This window comes from Acetatifactor muris, from assembly GCF_024623325.1.
GTDB lineage: Bacteria > Bacillota > Clostridia > Lachnospirales > Lachnospiraceae > Acetatifactor > Acetatifactor muris.
In genome coordinates, this window is record NZ_JANJZD010000044.1 from 1 (window position 1) to 21,763 (window position 21,763).

At 45.1% G+C, this 21,763-nt stretch carries 25 protein-coding genes and 1 pseudogene; 14 read left to right on the top strand and 12 right to left on the bottom strand.

Annotation, left to right across the window (positions count from 1 at the left end; translation table 11 throughout):
* The first annotated feature begins 113 nt into the window (after positions 1-113).
* Entirely contained in the window at positions 114-446 is a 333-nt protein-coding gene (locus tag NSB25_RS25165) for an oxidoreductase (protein WP_103242116.1), read from the top strand.
* A gap of 215 nt (positions 447-661) precedes the next feature.
* Here the strand turns inward: NSB25_RS25165 and NSB25_RS25170 are convergent, their stop codons facing one another.
* Complete coding sequence (locus NSB25_RS25170; RefSeq protein ID WP_242982604.1) at positions 662-1,093, bottom strand: hypothetical protein; 432 nt, start codon at positions 1,091-1,093, stop codon at positions 662-664.
* A gap of 33 nt (positions 1,094-1,126) precedes the next feature.
* Here NSB25_RS25170 and NSB25_RS25175 point away from each other — a divergent pair, with 33 nt between their 5' ends.
* Entirely contained in the window at positions 1,127-1,309 is a 183-nt protein-coding gene (locus NSB25_RS25175) for a hypothetical protein (RefSeq protein WP_172455273.1), read from the top strand.
* Positions 1,310-1,685: 376 nt separating this feature from the next.
* The gene (locus tag NSB25_RS25180) at positions 1,686-2,060 is read left to right on the top strand and encodes an NAD(P)/FAD-dependent oxidoreductase (protein WP_207656187.1); all 375 of its coding nucleotides are present in this window, start codon (positions 1,686-1,688) and stop codon (positions 2,058-2,060) included.
* 128 nt (positions 2,061-2,188) lie between these two features.
* Here the strand turns inward: NSB25_RS25180 and NSB25_RS25185 are convergent, their stop codons facing one another.
* Entirely contained in the window at positions 2,189-3,502 is a 1,314-nt protein-coding gene (locus tag NSB25_RS25185; RefSeq protein ID WP_103242115.1) for a sensor histidine kinase, read from the bottom strand.
* On the bottom strand, positions 3,495-4,181 hold the full coding sequence (locus NSB25_RS25190) for a response regulator transcription factor (protein ID WP_103242114.1): 687 nt from the start codon (positions 4,179-4,181) through the stop codon (positions 3,495-3,497). Before NSB25_RS25190 ends, NSB25_RS25185 begins: the two co-directional genes overlap by 8 nt.
* A 121-nt stretch (positions 4,182-4,302) precedes the next feature.
* Here NSB25_RS25190 and NSB25_RS25195 point away from each other — a divergent pair, with 121 nt between their 5' ends.
* From NSB25_RS25195 to NSB25_RS25210, 4 genes are all read left to right on the top strand, one after another.
* Positions 4,303-5,502: an ABC transporter permease gene (locus NSB25_RS25195; RefSeq protein ID WP_172455276.1), complete on the top strand. Its 1,200-nt coding sequence runs from the start codon at positions 4,303-4,305 to the stop codon at positions 5,500-5,502.
* Positions 5,503-5,629: 127 nt separating this feature from the next.
* A complete protein-coding gene (locus NSB25_RS29515; RefSeq protein ID WP_172455275.1) occupies positions 5,630-6,937 on the top strand; it encodes an ABC transporter permease in 1,308 nt (435 codons plus the stop codon).
* Between the two features lie 26 nt (positions 6,938-6,963).
* Positions 6,964-7,611: an ABC transporter ATP-binding protein gene (locus NSB25_RS25205; RefSeq protein WP_103242111.1), complete on the top strand. Its 648-nt coding sequence runs from the start codon at positions 6,964-6,966 to the stop codon at positions 7,609-7,611.
* Positions 7,612-7,649: 38 nt separating this feature from the next.
* Positions 7,650-8,597 carry a C39 family peptidase gene (locus NSB25_RS25210; RefSeq protein WP_172455274.1) on the top strand — a complete coding sequence of 316 codons (948 nt, stop codon included), beginning with the start codon at positions 7,650-7,652 and terminating at the stop codon, positions 8,595-8,597.
* Between the two features lie 161 nt (positions 8,598-8,758).
* Here NSB25_RS25210 and NSB25_RS25215 read toward each other — a convergent pair whose 3' ends face one another.
* Positions 8,759-9,124 (bottom strand): winged helix-turn-helix transcriptional regulator, encoded by a 366-nt coding sequence (locus NSB25_RS25215; protein ID WP_103242109.1) that lies wholly within the window; start codon positions 9,122-9,124, stop codon positions 8,759-8,761.
* A 196-nt stretch (positions 9,125-9,320) separates the two neighbouring features.
* Between NSB25_RS25215 and NSB25_RS25220 the strand changes: the two genes are divergently transcribed.
* From NSB25_RS25220 to NSB25_RS25230, 3 genes are all read left to right on the top strand, one after another.
* Positions 9,321-10,220 (top strand): radical SAM protein, encoded by a 900-nt coding sequence (locus NSB25_RS25220; RefSeq protein ID WP_103242108.1) that lies wholly within the window; start codon positions 9,321-9,323, stop codon positions 10,218-10,220.
* A gap of 13 nt (positions 10,221-10,233) precedes the next feature.
* Entirely contained in the window at positions 10,234-11,115 is an 882-nt protein-coding gene (locus NSB25_RS25225) for a radical SAM protein (RefSeq protein ID WP_103242107.1), read from the top strand.
* Between the two features lie 430 nt (positions 11,116-11,545).
* Positions 11,546-11,995: a hypothetical protein gene (locus NSB25_RS25230; protein WP_242982603.1), complete on the top strand. Its 450-nt coding sequence runs from the start codon at positions 11,546-11,548 to the stop codon at positions 11,993-11,995.
* Positions 11,996-12,051: 56 nt separating this feature from the next.
* Here NSB25_RS25230 and NSB25_RS25235 read toward each other — a convergent pair whose 3' ends face one another.
* From NSB25_RS25235 to NSB25_RS25245, 3 genes are all read right to left on the bottom strand, one after another.
* Positions 12,052-12,231 carry a cysteine-rich KTR domain-containing protein gene (locus NSB25_RS25235; RefSeq protein WP_103242106.1) on the bottom strand — a complete coding sequence of 60 codons (180 nt, stop codon included), beginning with the start codon at positions 12,229-12,231 and terminating at the stop codon, positions 12,052-12,054.
* 60 nt (positions 12,232-12,291) lie between these two features.
* The gene (locus tag NSB25_RS25240) at positions 12,292-12,792 is read right to left on the bottom strand and encodes a DUF4238 domain-containing protein (RefSeq protein WP_103242105.1); all 501 of its coding nucleotides are present in this window, start codon (positions 12,790-12,792) and stop codon (positions 12,292-12,294) included.
* Between the two features lie 166 nt (positions 12,793-12,958).
* Entirely contained in the window at positions 12,959-13,210 is a 252-nt protein-coding gene (locus NSB25_RS25245) for a helix-turn-helix domain-containing protein (RefSeq protein ID WP_103242104.1), read from the bottom strand.
* A 125-nt stretch (positions 13,211-13,335) separates the two neighbouring features.
* Between NSB25_RS25245 and NSB25_RS25250 the strand changes: the two genes are divergently transcribed.
* Entirely contained in the window at positions 13,336-13,626 is a 291-nt protein-coding gene (locus NSB25_RS25250) for a hypothetical protein (RefSeq protein WP_103242103.1), read from the top strand.
* A gap of 369 nt (positions 13,627-13,995) precedes the next feature.
* On the opposite strand, the gene NSB25_RS25255 is transcribed toward NSB25_RS25250, so the two are convergent.
* From NSB25_RS25255 to NSB25_RS25270, 5 genes and pseudogenes are all read right to left on the bottom strand, one after another.
* A complete protein-coding gene (locus NSB25_RS25255) occupies positions 13,996-14,610 on the bottom strand; it encodes a response regulator transcription factor (protein ID WP_103242102.1) in 615 nt (204 codons plus the stop codon).
* Positions 14,579-16,144 carry a sensor histidine kinase gene (locus tag NSB25_RS25260; RefSeq protein WP_103242120.1) on the bottom strand — a complete coding sequence of 522 codons (1,566 nt, stop codon included), beginning with the start codon at positions 16,142-16,144 and terminating at the stop codon, positions 14,579-14,581. Before NSB25_RS25260 ends, NSB25_RS25255 begins: the two co-directional genes overlap by 32 nt.
* Before the next feature lie 137 nt (positions 16,145-16,281).
* Entirely contained in the window at positions 16,282-17,403 is a 1,122-nt protein-coding gene (locus NSB25_RS29320; RefSeq protein WP_306817704.1) for an ABC transporter permease, read from the bottom strand.
* Positions 17,404-17,790: 387 nt separating this feature from the next.
* Positions 17,791-18,288 (bottom strand): annotated as a pseudogene (locus tag NSB25_RS29795) (FtsX-like permease family protein); the annotation flags it as partial.
* A 13-nt stretch (positions 18,289-18,301) separates the two neighbouring features.
* Positions 18,302-19,051, bottom strand: coding sequence for an ABC transporter ATP-binding protein (locus tag NSB25_RS25270; RefSeq protein WP_103242100.1), 750 nt, complete (start codon positions 19,049-19,051; stop codon positions 18,302-18,304).
* Between the two features lie 157 nt (positions 19,052-19,208).
* On the opposite strand from NSB25_RS25270, the gene NSB25_RS25275 reads away from it, so the two are divergent.
* The 3 genes from NSB25_RS25275 to NSB25_RS25285 all read left to right on the top strand — a co-directional run bounded on the left by NSB25_RS25275 (position 19,209) and on the right by NSB25_RS25285 (position 21,729).
* Positions 19,209-19,523, top strand: a complete 315-nt coding sequence (locus tag NSB25_RS25275) for a hypothetical protein (RefSeq protein ID WP_016230377.1) — start codon at positions 19,209-19,211, stop codon at positions 19,521-19,523.
* Between the two features lie 333 nt (positions 19,524-19,856).
* Positions 19,857-20,543 (top strand): response regulator transcription factor, encoded by a 687-nt coding sequence (locus tag NSB25_RS25280; RefSeq protein WP_103242099.1) that lies wholly within the window; start codon positions 19,857-19,859, stop codon positions 20,541-20,543.
* The gene (locus tag NSB25_RS25285; protein WP_103242098.1) at positions 20,533-21,729 is read left to right on the top strand and encodes a sensor histidine kinase; all 1,197 of its coding nucleotides are present in this window, start codon (positions 20,533-20,535) and stop codon (positions 21,727-21,729) included. Before NSB25_RS25280 ends, NSB25_RS25285 begins: the two co-directional genes overlap by 11 nt.
* Positions 21,730-21,763: the final 34 nt, after the last annotated feature.

Below are 21,763 nucleotides of genomic sequence, written 5' to 3' on the forward strand. Positions count from 1 at the left end.
ATGTCACTAAGAAGGAAGCGGTTTAACATAAGCTTTGCACCGGCACAGTTTATCGAAGAACTGATGAAAATTTAAAAATCCGCAATTTAGGATTTGAGTGGGAGTAAACATTCATGCGTTTGTCGTGCATGGACGGCGGCTCTACTTTACAAGACAGTATCGCGGCGGCAAAATTATTGGAACATGCAGGAGTTGACCTGTTGGATATTTCCGGCGGTTTTTGCGGATTTGTAAGACCTGATTATAAAGAACAGGGGTATTTCAGTGAAATTACACAAGCTGCAAAAGCAGTTGTAAATATACCTGTTATATTAACCGGGGGAATTACAGAAGCTGATATGGCAGAATTATTATTAAAAAATGGTGAAGCTGATTTAATTGGCGTAGGACGAGCAATTATGAAAAACTCTTTATGGGCAAAAGAAGCAATAACAAAAATTGGTTAATACAATAATGTTATTTGAAATTATCAAAAGGCAACTATAAACTATGAACTGCCCTATGTGATAGCTTCTCGGAATCTCAATGAATGTGATTCTAACTGAAAATTGACAACTGAATATCGTGCAGGAAAAGAAATTAGAGAAAAATGGACATAAACATTGGACATAGCGGGTACTATGCCTTGAAAAATCTTATGGAATCGCTTAAGATATCATTATTAGGCGGTAAATTCTAATAATGATTCTTGAAATGCCTCAGCAGAGGGCATTTCCCAGGCATCAAGATGCTGTAGCATCATGATGCCGTAGAGGCGGCAGTACCACATCTTAGTCGAGCGGTGCCTGCCGTCTTCTAATTTATAGTCCTCTTTCTCGCGCTTGTTGGAGCGCTCCACAGAAGTTCTTCTGTCATATTCCTTTTCCCATGCTTTAGAGTCCCCTGGCGGTATGTTAAACAACCTTGGATTGTCATCGGTAAAGATGTGTACGGTCCTGCCGTATTTCGCCGGTGAACAGGGATGTTCGCAGAAACAGCCCTGCCTGCGGTTTGCTTTTGGACACCGGTATTTTGCCCGGTGTTTGGCAGCCTCATATCCATCTTTGTGCATACGTAAGCCCAGCTTGCAGACCGGAACGCTGTCCTTGCCCATGGTGAAATCATCCTTATAAGTGAAATATCCGGTATGACCGGGATTGAGGTCAATAAAAGGCGTGATCGTTTCCCGTTTGCAGTAATCATAAACAGAGTAAGCATCATGGGCGGAATCCAGAAGGAGCTTTTCTATATGGAACTGTGGAAGATATGCTTTCATAGTGAAAAAGGAATGGAGAAAAGAAAGCATATCATGCCGGGAGGCCTGTTCTAAAAGAGGAAACACAGGGAGATCGCTGTAGGAATCGGAAGCCACATACATGTAGAGATGGTCGCTGCTTATTGCGGTTATCCATCTGGCTGTTTCACTTTATGCAGTCGCCATGCTGGTTGCCGTGTTTGGACTGACAAATGTTCTGGTGCTTCTGCTCTGTGCGGGTACAATATCCTTGTTGTTTGCCTTTATCTATATGGTAATGTATTTTAGTACCGCAAAAACCTATTGCAAAATAGTGATGCGCTGATGGAAAGGAGCAAATATGAGTTTTAATTGCTGATGAAGAAACAGGAAATGCCCGATTATTACAAATGGTATCTGCGCATACCGGGAATTTTGCTTATTTTGTTTGGCATGGGTGTCCGTGAAGGATATGGATAAAATCAGTCATTATTATGAACGCTTTATTATTTACATGGAAGAAAACCATCACCTGCATATCAGCAGGCAGACGAAGGAAGAAAAGTGGCTGATGCCGCATATCCGTCCGGGATGCCGTGTTGACTACGGCGTGGGGCGCATCCCTTTTGCAGGGGAAGTCGCCGGGGTCTTAAACCCGATGGGCGAGGGCATATCTGCCGGGATGGGGAGCGGGTACTGCGTTGCTGTTGCAGTCATGGAACATTTCGATAACCCGGAAACAGTCCGGGAGGCATACAGGCAAAGCACGGAAAATCTGAAATCCTATATGCAGCGCCAGTGGAGCCTTGTGGGTGGGATGGCCGGCACGTTCAGGGAGATGGAATAAATGTGAAAAGGGCTGCTCGATACCCACAGGCAAAACCCATATACAAACACACAAACCCTTATATTATCACGGCAACATGCCGGGAGTTTTTGTGATAATATAAGGGTTTCCGTGATAGTATAGGGCATCTATTGCTGTTTTAAGGGAATAAATATTTTGAAAGTGCAGCCCCCTCCAGCGGTATCAAATAGCCAAATTTTTCCCTCCAGTTTATTAACCAATTCATTTGCAATACTAAGTCCGAGTCCAAAATGCTCTCTTTGGGTACGGGACTTGTCACATTGGAAGAAACGGTTAAATATAAAAGGTTTGTCTTTGTCGTTGATACCAATCCCATGATCAATAACTGTAATTGTTAATTTATTTTTTTCTACTGACGCATTTAATGAAATTTCAGATTCAGGCAGGGAGTATGAAACAGCATTATCAAGAAAAATACTGATAATCTGGTTTAGTCTGTCCGTATCAGAATAAAATGGCGGATAACATTCATCTGGTATATTAAGTTGTAACAGTATATTCTTTTTTTTACAAATCTGCTCGTATTTTGTATATAGGTTTATCAATAGCGTGTCAATATTTATTTCTTCCATGCGAAAAGACCAATTTCCGGCATCAATGGATGAGAGCAGGAGCAGATCCCCAATGAGCCGTGACATCCGTGATACTTCCAAATCAATAACATGGATATGGTCTTTTACGGTATCGGGCGTATCCGGTATGGCGGCAATCATTTCAGCAGAGGAAAGGATTGCCGCTAATGGAGCTTTGCATTCATGAGAAACAGCAGCAATAAAATCTTTCTGGCTCTGTATCGCTGCTTCTGTTGGTTTTACCGTGATTCTGGTAAGAATCCGGGATAGGAAAATGATAAAAAGGAAAACACCCAGCCATATGCATATATAAAACTTTAATTCAGGCAACAGCAAAGAGGCGAAACTGTCGCTTTCTTTTACAATAAATAATCCATATGTAATGCCGTAGCCTGTAACAATCTCACAAAAGATGCAGTCATAATTTTTCCTGTCTGGCATACTGATGGTATATGCTGCAGACTGACCACTGCTTACGCAATCTTTTAACTCAAGAGGGCTGAGTGCATAGCCTGAATGGTGTTGCAGTGTATCCAGAAAGGTATCTATAATCGCAGAACAATCTTCTAAATTCTCACTTTGGTATAAAAAAGAGTCTGTATCTGAAAATAGCCGGAAAGAGTAGTGAAGCCAGGAACTATTTTCATAATCAGACAAAATTTCCCTGTAATCAGAGTTCTTTTCCATTGAAAAGATTAGCATGGATGCCATTCTGTTTAAGTAGGCAATCGAATTTTTTCTTTTTTCCTTAATGTTTTGATGGATTAACAAACAAAATACAATAGTAAAGACCAGCATGAGTGAGCCGATCAGTAAAATATGGAGATTCCGTTTAAGCCTTTTAACCATTTCCAACCTCCAGTATATATCCGGAACCGTACACGGAAGAAAGAACACAGCCGCTTGCTATTGTACGGATGCGTTTCCGCAGAAAATAGATGTAGTTATCCAGGTTTCCCGTTTCCAAAGATGCGTCAGCTTCCCACACTTTTTGTATCAGTTGTTCTCTGGCCAGCAGGGTGTCAGGCTGTTCCAAAAAAACTTGCATCAGGTGGAATTCCGTGGGTGTCAGTGTTACGGAACTTTTTGGACCCGTAAGCAGCCTTTTTGCCATGTCAAGAGAAATGTCATGGAAAGAAAGACTGCTTTGTCTGCTTAGATTGGCAGGTCTGCGGGTTAAAGCACGGATGCGTGCAGAAAGTTCCTCCATATGAAAAGGTTTTGAGAGATAATCATCCGCACCGCTGTCCAGACCTTCAATTTTATTCTGTAATTCAGACATTCCTGTTATGATAATGACAGGAATCTGTATCTGCTTGTTCCGCATCGCTTTTATGATCGTGAGTCCATCTACAATAGGGAGCATCCGGTCAATGACTGCAAGGTCATAACTGTTGTTTCTGTCCAGGGCAAGCAAAAAGCCCTCTTCGCCGTCACCGCAGGCATCAACAATATAGCCTTCTTTTGTGAGCTGCTGTTTCACATTGTTGCAAAGGTATTTATCATCTTCTAAAAGTAAAATCTTCATAGCATCATCTCCGTATTGAATTAATATGTTTTTGGCTCCAGTGAAGATGGGAAAAACTGGACTGCAGACAAGGTTATCATCCAGAAGTGGGAAAACAACTAAAGTTGTTAGGGAGGAAGTAATGAATTGTTTTGTAAGGGCATCTAAATATTTGTATAGGAAAAAGCGGAAGGCAATCCTGTTGCTGCTCTTATTTCTGGTGATTAACGTGATGGTGTCAGGAACCCTGGCAATCCGTGCATCTTCCCTCAGACTGGCGGAGGAACTGAGGAAGAATTCAGAGGGCAAGATCATGCTGGAAAGCCTGGACAGGCAAAGTGGTTTTAAGGAACAAGACCTGCAGGAGATCATGGCAGCCGAAAATATAAACTGGATCAACCGGATATCCGAGACGAATTGTTTATCCTCACAGATGTTCCCGGTTGCAGGAAATGCGGAATCAGAAGATTTGTTTGATGTCCACGGATATGATGAACTGGAAAAAGACAGCCCGTTTGCGGAGCATATTTACCGGGTCGTAGAAGGATATTTTCCGCAAAGCCGGGACGAAATCATAATAAATAAGTATCTGGCAGAGAAGAACGGGATACAGGTGGGGGAAAAAATATTACTCCAGTCTATAGAACAGCAGGCAGTGGAAGCCGTTGTCACAGGCTTTTTTCTGGCGGGAGATGAAGAACGGCAGACAGAGAATGTGGCTACAGCCAATCGGATTGAAAACCAGCTTTATGCCACTACCGATTTTGTAAATACGCTTTACGGGGAGAAAAAATTTATCAATGCAGTGGTTTATGTAAATGATCCGGAGCTGCTTGGGAATACATCAGGTATATTGGCAGAAATGTATGAAGGGCGTGCAGTGATAAGTTCGATGGATAATACGTTCCAGAGATTGAGCCTGACGATTGGGCAGACTGAGAGGATCACTTTCCTGATCCTTTTGATGACAATCCTTGTTGGGTGTGCGGTTGCAGGGCTGCTGCTTGCCATGTGGACGCGGGGCAGAAAAAAGGAGATTGCCGTGCTGGTCAGCCTTGGTGTGTCAAAAGGGAATATATTTCTGCAAATGCTATCGGAGGAACTATTCCTGTATGGGCTTGCATTTATAGGGGCGCAGGTGATTACAGTATTGCTTTTGCCTGTCGTGGGCGGCAGAATGGAGCATCTGCAGGGAAACAACTCCATGCTGCAGCTTTCCACTGGCGGCATGATAGCCAGCCTTTGTGCAGGACTGGCAGGGGTGATGATATTGACGGGGATTTCTGTTTTCCCATACATGAAAAAGCAGGTCAAAGAAGTCCTGTCAGAAATGGAGGGGTAGTATGAATATTTTTAGTTTAAGCATTCGGTGTCTGGCTCGAAAAAGGGTAAGGACAATCCTGCTTTTTTGCATTGTATTTTTGGCATCTGGTTTTATTTATGCAGGATGGGCATGCAGGTCAGCAAGTGTGCAGACACAGACAGAAGGAAAGCGTGCAATAGGTGCATCTTTCCGACTGGAAGAAAATGAGGCAAACAGACATGTGCGATCATCAGAAGCAATAAAGAAGATTGGAGACAGTGCAAATGGGAGTGCGGACGGTACGCATGTGGAACAACTGGAATCCGGAGATTGGATGATATGGCATGACAACTCGTTTGAAACTTTGCAGATGGATGATATTTTAACGCTTGCCAGTCAGGATGGAATTGCAGAGTACAATATCACAACGGTCAATACCGTTGTAAACGCTGTAAATTTTATGCGTATAGAAGATCCGGATATGGAGCAGTTTGGAGAAGGAAATTGGGTTTCTCTACGCGGAAATCAGGAAATGCGTCTTGATATGGATGTGCAGAGTGGAAATATCGAGGTGCGGGAAGGACGTATGATTGCAGAGGATGACAAGGATGTATGTGTCATCTCAAGAGAACTCGCTGATTTAAACGGCTTAAAATTGGGGGATACATTGGAATTTAACAAGCGGAGCGAACCAGAAACAGCCACAGTCTGTCAGGCGGAGATTATAGGGATTTATGAAACCATCTATAAAATGACGCCTGTCATGTATGGTGACAGTTACAGAAGCGAGAATGTTATTTTTACGGATTTGCGGTTCCCTGAGAAGGCGGAAGGGCATGAAAACGATCCTTTATATCAATATGCAACTTTTTGGGTGGAGAATGTGGACGAATATGACACGATCAAAGAGCAGATGAAACAGGCGGACATTGACTGGAACCGTTATGATTTTCTGGACAATACCGGAATGAGTGATACAGTGGCATCAAATTTTGGGGATATGGAAACGATGAGTACAGTCATTCTGGTGCTGGTTATATGTTCCAGTGTTGTGATACTTTTTTTAGTCTGCTTGTTTTGGCTGGGGAACAGGGTACATGAGATTGGCGTATTGTTGGCAATGGGGAAAAGAAAGAGCATGATTGTCATGCAGATGCTTTTGGAAGGGATTTTGATCGGGAGCATTGCATTTGGGCTTGCTACATTTTGTGCGCCTGCTATTTCCGAGAATGTTGCAGATTATCTGGTAGGATACGAACTGGAACAGCAGGAAACAGAAAAAAATGCAGAACAGGGCATAAAATTGTATCTGGAAGACGATACGGAAGTTGTTGGGGTGCAGGTAGCTGTGACAGGAGAAGTGATCCTGCTGTCAGTCTGTTCCGTTTTGGGAATCATTGTGGCGGCTGTCCTTTTTTCATGCGTGTCTGTGGCAGTGAAGAAACCGCAGGAGATTTTGAGCAGGATGAGCTAAGTGAAAAAGATTGGAGAGTGGATGATATGTTGGAATTAAAAGATGTTACTTACTTTTATAAATCTCAAACTGATAAGATAGTTTTAGACAAAATATCTTATCAGTTTGAAAAGGGAAAGCTGTATGCGATATTGGGGGCAAGTGGTGGTGGAAAAACCACGCTGCTGTCACTCTTGGCAGGGCTGGATATTCCTGTTGAGGGAAAAATAACCGTTTCAGGCATGGAGATTCAAAAGAGCAGCCTGAATCTGCACAGAAAGAACAATGTTTCGCTGATTTTCCAGAATTATAATCTGATTGATTATCTGACGCCCATTGAGAATGTAAAACTTGGCGGGAAAGCCAATGCGGAGGAATTGCTGGCGCAGATGGGCATTGATGAAGCACAGCGGAAAAGAAATGTGATGCAGTTGTCCGGAGGTCAGCAGCAGAGGGTAGCCATTGCAAGGGCATTGGCGAGCATGGCGCCCATTCTGTTAGCTGATGAGCCGACAGGAAATCTGGACGAGGATACTGCGAATGAGATTATATCCATTTTTCAGAAACTGGCTCATGAACAGGAAAAATGTGTGATTGTAGTTACCCACAGCAGGGAACTGGCAGAGCAGGCGGATATCGTCCTGCGGTTAAAGAAAGGGAAAATCGCAGACGACACAGGCAGCGGAGAAAATTAGATACGATTGTGAGGAACATGGATGGTAGCAGGTGGCAGATGGAGAGCAGAAGAAAAAAACAGCAGATAAGGTGGATATCACTGTTAGTCAGAGTGGCGGTTTTGGTTGTGATTGTGTTCTGTATCAGAAATATCTATGCCCGTCTGGAAGAAATGCAGATGGAACTGGAGCGGCTGGAAACACAGCAATATGGGATGGTACAAACCAGCGCAGATGCGCATTCACCAGATAAATTGGATGATGTAGATTATGTTGGCAGCCTTGATACATGGGAAGTTGGCAAGCCTATAGAACGCACGGAAGCAGAAGTCTTGCAGCGGCTGGGTGAGCTGGGGCAGACCAGCTCCTTGATAGAAGGGATCTGTCAAAATCATTCCCAGTATCCGAAGGAGCTGCTTGCAGCACTGGCAAATAATCCAGAAATGGCGGATTTTGTCTCTGGGTATCCTGATCAAAACGGAGTGACAGGGGGAATTACTGCATCCGAAAAAGAGCAGGAATTTCCACTGTTTCTCCAATGGGACAGGCGCTGGGGGTATGAGTCCTATGGGGATAGCTGTATCGGGCTGGCAGGCTGCGGTCCAACGTGTCTGTCTATGGTATTGTTCTATCTGACCGGGGATGAAACGCATACTCCAGACAGTATCGCCGCATACAGTATGAAAAATGGATATTATGTGGAAGGAACCGGCACATCATGGGCCTTGATGGAGGATTTACCAAAGCTGTATGGCATTAAAGTCTCATCCATAAGTTCAAGTGCAAATAATATGAGGGCAGTGCTTGATAATGGCGGAATCATCATATGTGCTATGGGGAAAGGGGATTTCACAATATCCGGTCATTACATTGTCATATATGGGTATGATAACGAAGGATTTATGGTAAACGATCCTAACTGTGTAGCAAGGAGCGGTAGGAGATGGACATTCAGTGAGATTGAAAATCAGATTAAAAGTATATGGGTATATGACAAAGAGAAATAGTAAAAAAGGGAACCCTACGAAAGACAAACCGCCGCACTATGGACTTCATCCGCCATATGCGGCGGTCCGCTTTTTCCGCCGGCAGGCCGGGCGGCCTGATAAGGGAAATTACCTGGAAAGCGGGGGGATTTGTATCTGCAAAATGAACCAGTCCCCATGCACTATTTCTCATATGGGTTCTTGTAATCGGGGCAGAGGTATGTCTCGCTCCATGCCATCATCGTCTGCAGGACGGGGATGAAGCTCTCCCCAAACTCGGTGAGCGAATATTCCACTTTCGGCGGGATTTCTTTGTAAATTTCCCGATGGAGGAACCCATCGCTTTCCAGTTCCCGGAGCTGTTTGGTGAGCGTGGACTGCGTGATGCCGTCAAGGCGGCGCATCAGTTCCCCGAACCGCTGGACTTTGTAAAAGGATACATACCATAAGATCAGGATTTTCCATTTGCCGCCGATCACGGACTGGAGCCTGCCCATAGGGACGCAGCGAGCAATGGTTTCCTCGTTGTTGAATTTGTTTTCAGCCATTTCATTCCACCTCTTTCCCCATGAGTATATCCCGGCAGTGGGGAAAAATCAAGATACGGTTATTTTTGACAGATAGTATACTTTTTATCAAAAGTACGAAAAAGTGGACTACCGACTAAAAAAGACAGTACTTGATTTCATGGAGTTTTAGATGTAATTTAGTGCAAAAGAGGAAAGACTTAAGGAGGAATGAATGATGCACTATACAGGAACCATATGGAGGCCGCCCTATGAGGCATCTTCCCTGCTGCTGGAAGTTACCGCAGGCTGTACGCACCACAGATGCAAGTTCTGTACGCTCTACGCAGACCTGCCCTTCCAGTTCAGGATGTCACCGATGGAGGATATAGAGGCGGATCTGAAAGAGGCACAGAAGATGTACCGCTCTTTTTTCGGGAGGAAGGTATCCCGCACTTTCCTGACCGGGGCGAACCCGTTCGTGCTGAACTATGACAGGCTGATGGAGATTGCGGAGCTGGTACACAGATATTTCCCGGAGATGGAGACCATTGGCAGTTTTGCCAGGGTTACGGATGTCACGCTGAAAACGGATGAGGAACTGGCGGCTCTGCGCGGGGCAGGCTATGACGGGCTGACAATCGGCATCGAAACGGCGGATGACGAGGCGCTGCGGTTCATGGATAAGGGATATCTTTCGGCTGACATTCTGGAGCAGTGCGGCCGGCTGGACAAGGCGGGCATCCGATACAGCTTTTTCTATCTGACGGGCATATCCGGCGCAGGGCGCGGGGAGGACGGGGCAAGGATTACCGCCGCTGTATGCAATCAGCTCCATCCTGCCCTGGTCGGCGCAAATATGCTGACCATCTACCCGGATTCAAAGCTGTACGGGGAAATCCGGCATGGGAACTGGAAAGAGGAAAGCGAGACAGAGAAGTACAGGGAAGTCCGGGCATTGGTGGAAGGGCTGGAAATCCCTACGGAGTTTGCCGCGCTGGGTGCTTCCAATGCGTTCCAGCTTCACGGGGCGCTGCCAAAAGATAAGAAGAAACTACTGGCTTTCCTTGATGATGTCATAGAGAATGTGGGCGAGGACGAACTGCGGCGTTACCGTAAGAGTGTCCGCCATCTGTAGGAGGTGGTTTGAGTTGCATTTTACGGGAAGGACGTGGAGGCCGCCCTACGAGGCGAATTCCGTTATCATACAGGCAACTTCCGGCTGCACCTATAAAAAATGTCGTTTCTGCAGCCTTTACAAAGATGAGTGTTTCCGTATGTCACCGATGGAGGAGTTCGAGGAAGACCTGGCGGAGATCAAAAGCTACCAGCCATATGCGAGGCGTATCTTCTGGACGGGGGCGAACCCTTTTGCCATGAGCTATGAGAACCTGAAGCTCCGGGCGCTGACGGTAAGGGATTACCTCATCAAATGCCAGACGATGGCCATGTTTGCCAGCATCCGGGACATCAGGGACAAGGAAGTGTGGCAGCTTAAGAAGCTCCGGGCGATGGGGATAAACGGATTGAGCATCGGAACGGAGAGCGGTGACGACGGCACGCTTGCGCTGGCGGGCAAGGGATATATGGCGGCTGACATACTGGAGCAGTGCCGGAAGCTGGACGAGGCGGGGATTGAATATTATTTTGTCTACATGACCGGGCTTGCAGGGAGGGGGAGGGGATATTGGAACGCGGTGAACAGCGCAGAGCTGTTCAGCCAGCTAAACCCTTATTTTATCTCGGTGGATTCGCTCACGTTGTTTCCGGATACGGAGCTGTACCGCATGGAGCAGGAGGGGCAGTTTGCCCCTGCCGGCGAAAAAGAGCGTCTGGAGGAACTGCAGGTGTTCATCAAAAAATTGCAGATACGGACGCACCTTTTTGCCAACTCCAGTTCAAACTTTTACCCGGTCACCGCCTATCTGCCGAAGGAGCGGGAGTTTGTGGTCAGTGAATTGCAACACGTCTGCGATACGGTAAGCGAGGACGAAATGGCGGAATACCGAAGAAGCCTGAAATCTTTAGGATAATACACAAAAGCTAACTGCCGCACTATGGCCTTCATCCGCCATATGCGGCGGTCTGCTTTTTCCGCAGGCAGGCCGGGCGGACTGATAAGGGAAATTACTTGGAAAGCGGGGAAATAAGAGGTAATATGCTTACACGGCGGTTTGCGTTTGTGCCGCTTCTATATCGGACGAATGGCGAAAAACTTTAGGGTTGATTTGAAATTTTTGTGGAAAAGAAAAAGATTTCGTTCCCTCGTGGCTGACTGCGCCAAAATTCTGCCGATATAAAAAGTAAAAAGAGCTGCCGTGGGGAAGCTAATGCTCAATGCGAGAAAAGCACTCGCATGGGAAATGAATTGCAGGTGATGAGATTGAACATAGCCATATGTGATGACGAGAAAGCCATCCGTGAACAGATAAATGAACTGATAGAAAAAGAGAAAGTATCAATATGACGGAGTTTCGCACAATGCGGGATTTGATGATACGGGTGCAGGACGAAGCGAGAGCAATCCGTAGCTTGCAGGAGAAAGTCCCCAAGTTAAAAGAACAGCTTTCCGAAGCAAAGGGCGTTTTCAAAAGCAAGGAGCGAAAAGCTCTTACTGAACAGATAAAGCAGACGGAGCAGGAAATATCCGAAAGGCTGGATAAACTGCCCGATACGCTCAAAGAGGACGGTTATCCCGACGTGCAGGCATTTATAGCGACCTACCGAGAAGCCGAAGCCGTTGTAGAACAATATAACCGCAGCCTTACCGAGTGGGAACGACAGGTCAAGGAAAAGAACAGACCGCAGAAGCCGCCCGAAAGGGAGAGCGTCAGAAGCAGACTCAGGCAGTTGCAGGAGCAGGGCAGGCAGCAGCCGCACAGAAAGAAATCCTTTGACAGAGACAGCCGATAGGCACAGAAAAACCGCCGCTATGGTGTTATCCATAATCGGCGGCTTACATAGTTTGATTAGTGTTCCTGCTTTTGGATGACGGTTATCTGCAAATCCTTTGCATTGATGAGCGTTTCCTGCTTGCATTTCGGGCAGTACAGAGGATAGTTTTTCAAAACGGTATCCTCCCTAATTCTGTCACGGGTTTTATTGCCACATACGGGACATAATATCCATTTAAATTTTATGTCATCCATCACTCATTTTCGACCTTTCCCAGAAACTTCATCATTGCCGCATAGCACTTCTGCGCCAGCTTATCGTTTTTCAGGTCGGATAAATACCCATGCCCCGGCTCTGTCCCGTTTTCGTATTTGTAATCTTAAAACAACAACATCTGGCCATTCACTCTCTATGTTGTTATATTTTTCTTCAATTAGAAAATGTTTACTTGTTAATACCTTTTCCAGAAGATCTTCTTTTTGTCTACGGCTAATAATTTGGCCATTTGATTTTTTTATCAGAAAATTATCGTACTTTACCATATTTTCCATAATTTCATGTAAGGTTAGCTTTTTGTCATCCAGATAAATGGAAAATGGTTTTAGTGGTTCAAAAAAAGTTTCCTGCTGTTGTGGTGTTAAATAATTAAATTCAAAAAGTGTCAGTGAATATAAGTGAAGATAATAAAAAACTGTTTGTGTTTCTGCGTGATACCGTTTTTTATCTTTGTTATATAGCCAAATAAGATTTTCATTATCCTCCCATTGTTTTAGATAGGATTGAGGAACAAAATGTTGTTTTTTGGGATTACTCATATATTTTTCTCGCTTTCTCTAGGTATAGATGATTTTCTAAGTGATAAAAGCCAGCAGTTGCAAAAAGCCGAAAAAGTATAAAGGATATGAAAGAAATGTCTTTCCATGTCCTTTTTATTAAGCAAAATTTGCAAATTTGGAGAGTGTGTTAGCCGCCAGCTTTTTGCTATTTATCTTCCCCGTCAATCAGATAGGCATAGCTGACGCCCAGCACCTGTGATAATGCCCGCAGTTCAATATCCGTCACATACCTTTTGTTGGTCTCAATGCGTGTGATCACGTTCTTGTCCATGTCATATCCGGCAAGCTGCAGCTTATGGGCAAGATCCCTTTGCGAGAGATTCTGCTGTCTCCTGAGTTCTATGAGCCGGCTGCTGACCAGATTCTTTTCTCCTGATGATCCTGTTGGTTTTGGCATAGTATCCTCCATTAGTGTCGAAATGTGTCGAGAAGTTTGTCTCACTTTTTGCACCACTACTATTGATTTTAGTAGCATTCCATATTAAAATCGGTTGTAAAAGTGAGACAAAAGGAGGATGCACTATGCAGAAGGAACAGATTTTTGAGAAGATGAACGGATTTCTGGCAGAAGGATCACATTCCCTGCCGGAGCAGGCTGACATTGAGGATGAATTTGCCGAGGGGAAAGAATGCTGCCTTTTGTATGAAGGTGTGTACCAGGCAGGACGTAATCTGTGCGAACGTCTGGGAGAAGATGAGGATGAAGATGTGGAGACTATCCTGAACGGCATGGAGAGGATTGCAAGAGTGCTTGCCATGAAGATGTATGAATATGGGAGATGTGGGCGTGGAGCCAGATTTTTTGGGCAGTGATGGCAGATGCAGGTTAGGATTTGCAAGACAGGATAAAAGAGCGTTAACTCTGGCATCCAACGGTGTCTTAGTTTCCGGCAGATACAGACACGGAAAGCCGAGAAAGCCCGCAAATCTGCCACTTTCGGCACTACATAGGTTTCAAAGCTACATTATTTCCGTGTGCTTTTAGGGGCATTTTTACATTAGTTAGGGTGCGAACGGTTGTTCTGGTGTCGCTTTGCCTGATAGTGTATATTCGTAGGCAAAAGTCGGATATTATCACGGAAACCTGCTGGGAGTTTTCGTGATATATAAGGGTTTCCGTGATAGTGTAAAGGGTTTTCGTGTTTGTATATGAGTAAAGTGGTAAAAAATGCGGCTCTTTTTTTAACAAATGGGAGGGATATACCCCATTTGAATGGCTTTCGTTACAGCTTCAACAGATGAGGTAACATCAAGTTTTTCAAATATATGCTGCAAATGATTTGATAGGGTACGCTCGCTGATATAGAGTGTAGCTGCAATCTCTTTTCGCTTCATACCGGCAGCTATAAGCCGCAGGATTTGTTTTTCGCAATCAGTCAATTCCTCTAAAAACGGAATCTCCCTGTTAAAAATAACTGCACCCTGTGATATTTGGGAAAGGAAGGATACCAGTTTTTCAGGCTCTATGTTTTTGTTGATAAATCCCTTTGCCCCGATTTTTTCTGCCTCGCTGCGGTATACTGGCAGGTCATATCCGGACAGGATCACTATCTTTTGCTCCGGATATCGGTATAGCAGTTGTTTTGCCAGTTCCAAACCATCTTCGGATGCTATGTTTTTCAAATTTATATCCATAAGCAGGATATCCGGCCTGTTGGTATCAATGAAGTTGTCCAACCGGGAAATATCATTGATGCTTTCAAATGATGTGATCTCAGGATAATCTGATAAGGCAATCTCCAGGCTTTTTGAAAATAGGGCGTGGTCATCTACTAATAAAATATTGATAAGAAACATCTCCTTTCATTGGCAGGGTGATCTGTATGCAGACCCCATGCGGGAAGTTATTGGTTATCTTTACAGAACCCTCCATATTATTGACACGCTCAGTGACCAGTGAAAGCCCGCTGTGCTTTGATGGATCGGCGGATGAGAGGGTGTCCGCATCAGCAGCCCCATTGTCCCTTATGAGCAGCGTTATGGTCCCGTTGTCCTGTGCAAGGGTTATCCATGCTTTTTCACCCACTGAGTGCTTATAAATATTCGTGACAAGCTCTTTCAGGAGACGGTATACGAATATATCATAAGGAGCGGCTAAAAACAGGGAATCCGGGCATTCAAAAGTAACACGGATATTACGGTGCGGAAAGGACTGTGATATATATGCAAGCAGGCTTTGGTAATTCTCTTTCACAGTGAGCTTGGGGAGCATTGCAGGGCGGTAATCCTGCATCCGTTCACGGATATAAGTGTTCATGTTATCAAGGGCTTCCGTGATGATTTTCTGGATATCGGGGCGGCCTGCTTTTTTCATCATGTTTTTTATGGAAAGCAGGTCCTGGAGAATGTCATCATGGAGGAAATTTGCAAATTCGAGGTTTAGCTGTTCTTCCTGCTGTAGCTGCTCTAATGCGGCGTAGTATCTGCTTTCCCTGGCCATCGCACTTTTCCCGTGCCTTAAATTAAAATCTAATGCAATGTTGCAGGCATATACAAAGACAAACACGGCATCCAGCATAAGGAAAAACAGTGGGAAGCCGATGCCTGAAGCCAGTGCGGACAGACCGCAGATAACTGCCCCGGCAAGCAGGATCAACGCTGACTGGAGACTGCTGAATATGGTTGACAGAGGGGCGCTGCTATGTTCTTTTCGTATAATGCCGTGTATGCTCATAGAGAACAGCAGGACAGGAAGATATATCCCAAAATTAGAAAGATGCCCACTGACTCCCATTGTAGAGAAGTAATAGGCAAGGAATAAAATGCTTACCGTCACAAGGGAGAAAAGGATATATTTCCACTCTGCCTTAAAAACAAAGGCAGTCCTTTTTCTGTGGAAGACAACAATGAAAATGAAACAAAGCCAGCCTGCCAGAAACTGTATGCCGTAAAACAGGGAAAATATTTCATTTGACGCCAGCAGGCCGATAAGGGAGCAGATGCAGGTTCCGGTCAGGCAGATGTTTACTGTTTTCTTGAATTTATATCCGCTTCCCTGAAACAGAAACATGAGTATGAAATTTATGGAGACATACCAAATGACCGGGCTTAAGGCAGAGAAGACCATGCCCGTCCGGGCATCGTCCTGCGCAGACAGGAGTATATACCAGCTATGGAGTGCCAGCAGGCCGCAAAACAGGGAGATGACTTTGTTTCCACTGACATTGCAGGAACTTATATAAGTAATGTCTATGAGCATCAAAGAGGACAGGAACAGGGATACGGTTCCTGTGGCGTTAAATGCCATATTCCTGTTTATGGCCAGTGCCATATATATAATGAGCAAAATGGAATTTGCAAAAAGCAGAAGGTTTAATGTTATACGCTTCATATCCGGCCTCCTTTTTTCACGCTTCATTATACCATTTATTTTCGGGTATACAAACCGGAAATTCTGCATGATTTCTGATTTGTCATAAAGGCGTGTGAAACCGCCGGGCATGAAAGCGCGGCGGTTTCATGCAGCCTCTATTTTGTCAGCACAGCTTTACAGCAGGTGTGGACAGTCATACGGTAATAGGCCAGATAAATAATGAATGTCAGCATAATGGCGGCCATTGTGGGTGTATACAGCACGAGGCTGTTTTTCAGGATATTCTGCATGAGGGCGGACTTGTATACCAGCGTGGCGAAGATGCAGTCTGCCAGCCCGAATAAAAATGGGATGATGAAAAAAGCCGCCGTCTGTTTTCTGATGATCTTTTTGATTTTCCTGTCCGTATACCCCATTTTCCGAAGGATATCATAATCAGATTTCGAGTCGGTTATGGCTGAAACATTATTGAAGTAAAGGATGCTTCCGGTTGCTATAAAGAACAACACCACGAGAAAACCGATCAACAGGAATGTGGAACTGCTCAGGGAAAATATTTCGTGTACCTTGTGCGAGTTTCCCTGCAGGTAGGGACTTCCCGACAGATATTCTGACAGTGCCTGGAACAGTGCCTTGTTATCCTCAATGGATTTTCCGTTTATGCTGAGGACTTTCGCTGCAGGAACTGCCTGTTCTGTTATCATATGGTATAAATCGTCACTTACGATCAAAGTTCCGACACTGTTTGCAAATGAAATGGGATTATCCAAAGTAACAGCGGTCACTGTGACCGGTATTTCCTGACTGCCTATGAGCAGTGGATAAACATTGCCCGTTTCATCATTGTCAGAATCCGGCTGGTACTTGATTAAAATACACTCATTGTTATTTAAAGTGGCAAGCTGTTCCAACGCTTTTGTCCGTCCCTGTGCTTCCAGAAGGGCTGTATAGTTTGAAAATGGGATACATTCAAACCCTGCATCCCGCAGGATTTTTTCATTATCCGCATCCCCCTTGGAGGTTCCGATGCTGTATTCCACAGGGAGCTGCCCGGCAGTGGAAGTGACCTTATAAATATCAGTCTGCAGGAATGTGACATCATCCCCCGGTGAATACTCATTTATGATCTGTTTGAACGCAGTTATTTCACTTTCATTTTCAATCCTGCATTCTATTTCCGATGGAGCCATACGGGATACCGCAGCTATTGGGTAGTATAGCGACAAAGCCATGACGCTTGAAACAGTCAATGTTGCGGCTGACAATAATGTAAGCATGATCAGTGTCCTGGAGTTTGAATGGATACGGTATATGAACCCAGGCGCAGTGATGATCTTCGTTTCCGTGTAGAATTTTCGTTTGTTTTTCTTCCCTGCCTGTACCGCAAAGGGAAGAAAGGATGCGATAAAAAGCACTGTCCCTGAGAGTATGAGTGCAGATGTCAGCATGCCGACTGGATAAAAACCAATTGTAAGCCATAAGGATTCCGCACCTCGTAATATATCGAGTGCAAGGCAGTATCCTGAAATAACAGCCAAAAATCCAATGACAGACGGGACAGCATGGAACTTCATCCTTTTTTCTGCACTTTTTTCATATCTCACTAAATCCATGAGTGATGTCCTGAAAAGGAATCTGCTGTTGGACAGGGCTAATACTATAACAACAGCGGAAATAAAGCAGGCTGCTTTCATAACGGCATTTGGGTTAAAAAAGGGTATTTCTGAATGATTGACCGCCAGATCCAGCAATTTTGTAATGCCAAAGACAATCCCCTTGTGGAAAAAACCGCCCAGAAGTATCCCGGCTATAAAAGCTCCTGAACAGGTGAGCAGGTTCTCTGTTATGAGCAGGGAGAGTATTGTGGATTTTCTGTATCCTAATAATGCGTAAATACCGAGTTCCTTTGTGCGGCGGCGTAAAAAGAAGCGGTTTGAATATGACATGTAGAAAACAACAAAAGCCATGAGGAATACGGAAATCGTGTTGCACATCGTTTCAACCCGTCCGTCATTTGATATTTTTTCAAGCATGACCGCATTCATAGAGAACGAAGTGAATGCAAAAAAGATAGTGATCACAAATGAAACGGATAATAGATAGAGGGCGTAAAACGAAAAATTATTTTTCAGATTCTTAAGCGCCATAGATAAACTATGCATATCTCTCCCCCTCCTATCTTTCTGTGTCTAATTTTGCCACTTCCCGTGCGATGGATTCATAGAATGTGCGCCGGTCATCATTCTGTCTGAACAGCTCCCGGATAATGCACCCGTCTTTAAAGATCAAAATGCGATCAGCGAAACTTGCGGCATATGCATCATGTGTAACCATCAATATAGTGGTATTAAGGGTTTCGTTTGATTCCTTCAAGGTGTTTAGTAAATCTGTCGCAGAACTGGAATCCAACGCCCCTGTTGGCTCGTCGGCAAATAGAATACTTGGCCGCTTTACAATGGCCCTCAAAGCCGAAGCCCGCTGTCTCTGCCCGCCCGAAAGCTCATTTGGGTATTTGTTAAGCTGTGGGTCAATGCCAAATGCTTTTGCCAGGCTCCGTACCATGTTTTCTATTTTTTCCGGCGGGAGTTTCTGCAGGGTAAGCGGGACAGCAATATTTTCAAAAATGGTAAGGCTGTCAAGCAGGAGATATTCCTGAAAAATAAATCCCAGCTTATCCCTGCGGAAATCCGCTGCGCCTGAATCGGAAAGGTTCTTAATGTTGACACCGTCTATTGTGATGCTGCCACTTGTAGGTGTGTCAATCGTGGAAAGGACATTAAGCAGTGTAGTCTTCCCGGAACCCGAAGCGCCCATGATGGCGATAAACTCACTTTTCGCCACGCTGAACGATACTTTATTCAGGCTTGGGTGCTGTGCCCTGGCATAAATTTTTGTTACTTCTTTTGCTTCTAATAATGCAGACATATGAAATTCTCCTTTGCGTTTGATAGCAACATTGTACTTTTTGGGGCATGAAATGAAATGAGTAAAACAGGCAATTCTTTTTGCGTGATTTACTCATTCAAATTGGGAAGCAGTATGATAATCTGGTTAAAAATTATTTTATAGAGGAGAAAATGAAATGAATAAGCTACAGCTAAATCCAAAGAAGATCATTATCTGGCTATGCGTAAACTATGGAATATTTATTCTTGCTTTCTTTGTGCTGGGTACGTTAGGCAGCGAGTACAAAGTGATACTCTGGATCAATTTTTTCCTTGATATAGCCATTTGCGTTATGTCACTTGTACTTAATATTATCCTGTTTTTCCCAAAACATGAAACTTCTTTGTTTGTAAAACTTGTACTCTTGCTTATAACTTTAGCTTTGGCAGCATTTACATACTACGCATTCATTATGCCGGAGTGTGGTTTGCCGTCAGTGCTGTTTTCTTAATTGAAGCAGCAATAGCGTATAAACTGAAAATACTACAAAAGACAAACTGCCGCACTATGGACTTCATCTACCATATGCGGCGGTCTGCTTTTTTCCCAGGCCGGCCGGGCGGCCTGCGGAAATCACTTGGAAAGCGGTGGAATAAGAGGTAATATGCTTACACGGCAGACTTTGCGGGGCATCTGTCTTGGGATGAATACATTGGCTGATGTATTGGTATTTGATGAAATACCCTATAATCCGATATAATTTATGATGGATTAGCGGGAGAAATTTTCAGGCGTAGATAGCAGCATAATAAAAACTAAGCTCCCGAAGAGAGGAGAAATTGGCATGGATAAAATTTTGGTGGTCGAAGATAACATGGAACTGTCTGATACCCTCTGCCGCAGCCTACAGGCGGAGGGCTTCACGCCATATGCCGCATTAAGTCTCGCGCAGGCCCGGAAATATCTGGACAGCGGGATTGATTTATGTCTGCTGGATATAAACCTGCCGGATGGTGACGGATTTGCTTTCTGCCGCAGCCTAAGTGAAAATACAGCTATTCCCGTCATTTTGCTGACGGTGCGTGACGGGGCGCAGGACATGGTGCAGGGGCTGTCCATCGGGGCGGATGACTATGTGACGAAGCCTTTCCGCATGGATGTCCTTGTGTCAAGGATGCGGGCTCTGCTGCGCAGGGTGAGGAACCGCAGGCCAGAGGACGGAAGCCTTTACTGTGGGGATGTCTGCATCAATAAAAAGACATCCAAAGTCTATAAAAAAGACTGCCCGGTAAAGCTGACACCGAATGAATACCAGCTCCTTCTCCTGTTTTTGGAGCATAAGAACCAGACCATTACCCGTGAGCAGATTTTAGAAAAGCTGTGGGATGTGGATGGCAATTATGTCAATGACAATACGCTTACCACGCTGGTAAAGCGCCTGCGGCAGAAGGTGGAGGATCATCCGCAGATGCCGAAGATGCTCCTGACAGTCCGTGGATTTGGGTATAAGGCGGTGGACTATGAGGGATAAAAAGAAGGGGAACAGGATTTTAATATGCGGGATTGTGCTTTCCATCTGCCTGTTCGTTCTGGCAGGCGGTGTTATCCTGCACCTGTCAGAAACATTTATCAGAAGCGGTATTGCGGATATGGCCGGGGCTGTGGGGATTGCTGCCCCGGAACAGCTTGGCGGTGTCATGCACCTATACAAGTCTGGCGATGGCCTGAGGGATGCGGGGGAAGAAATCTTAAGGCAGTACGGTTATGGGAGGGGTGTATATTCTTTTGCTCCGGCATGGTTTGGAGCGGCGGCATATGCCATCCCTTTCGGTATGTTACTGATTATGCTGTTTTCTTTCGGACTTTACTGGCGGCACAGGACGAAGGAGGCAGAAAAGCGGACAGCGGCACTTTCCGGCTATCTGGACAGGATCATGGAAGGGCAGTATGACACCCTGATGCAGCATGATACCGGTTCCGAACTGGAGGACAGCATCTATAAAGCGGTGGTGCTCCTTCGGGAGGAACGGGAACAGGCGCAGAGGGCAAAGAAGAACCTTGCGGACAACATGGCTGATCTGTCCCATCAGTTAAAAACCCCGGCGGCGTCCATAGGGCTTACCCTTTCGCTGCTAAAAAAGAAAGCATGGGATGAAGAGACAAAAGAAGATATCGGGCGGATGGAGGGGCAGGTCAGCCGCCTCCAGCAACTGGTCGGCTCCATGCTCACCCTGTCAAGGCTGGATGCGGGCGTGCTGGAACTGGAAGAAAAAGAGTTTGACCTGGAGGAAATGCTGGTGGATGCAGTCCAGCCCTTTGTCCGGCAGATGGAAGAAAAGGGGATATGCTTTGGGATACGGGGCGCTGACGGGATTTCGCTTTCCGGGGATTTCGGATGGTGCAGCGAGGCGTTCGGCAATATTATCAAAAACTGTGTGGAACATACACCGGAGCAGGGAAATATCAGTATTGCCTGCCGGGACAATCCTATCTATACGGAAATCGTTATTCAGGACAGCGGCAGGGGATTTGATGAAGCAGACCTTCCCCACTTGTTTGAGCGGTTCTACCGGGGCGCAGGTTTTTCCAAAGACAGTGCAGGAATCGGGCTTGCCCTGGCAAAATCCATCATTGAGAAAGAAAACGGGACGGTCACGGCAAAAAATACAGAGACAGGGGGCGCAGGATTCTATATTAAATTTTACCATTGTCACTGAATTAGCACATAAGGGTGGTAACATGAAAAGAAGT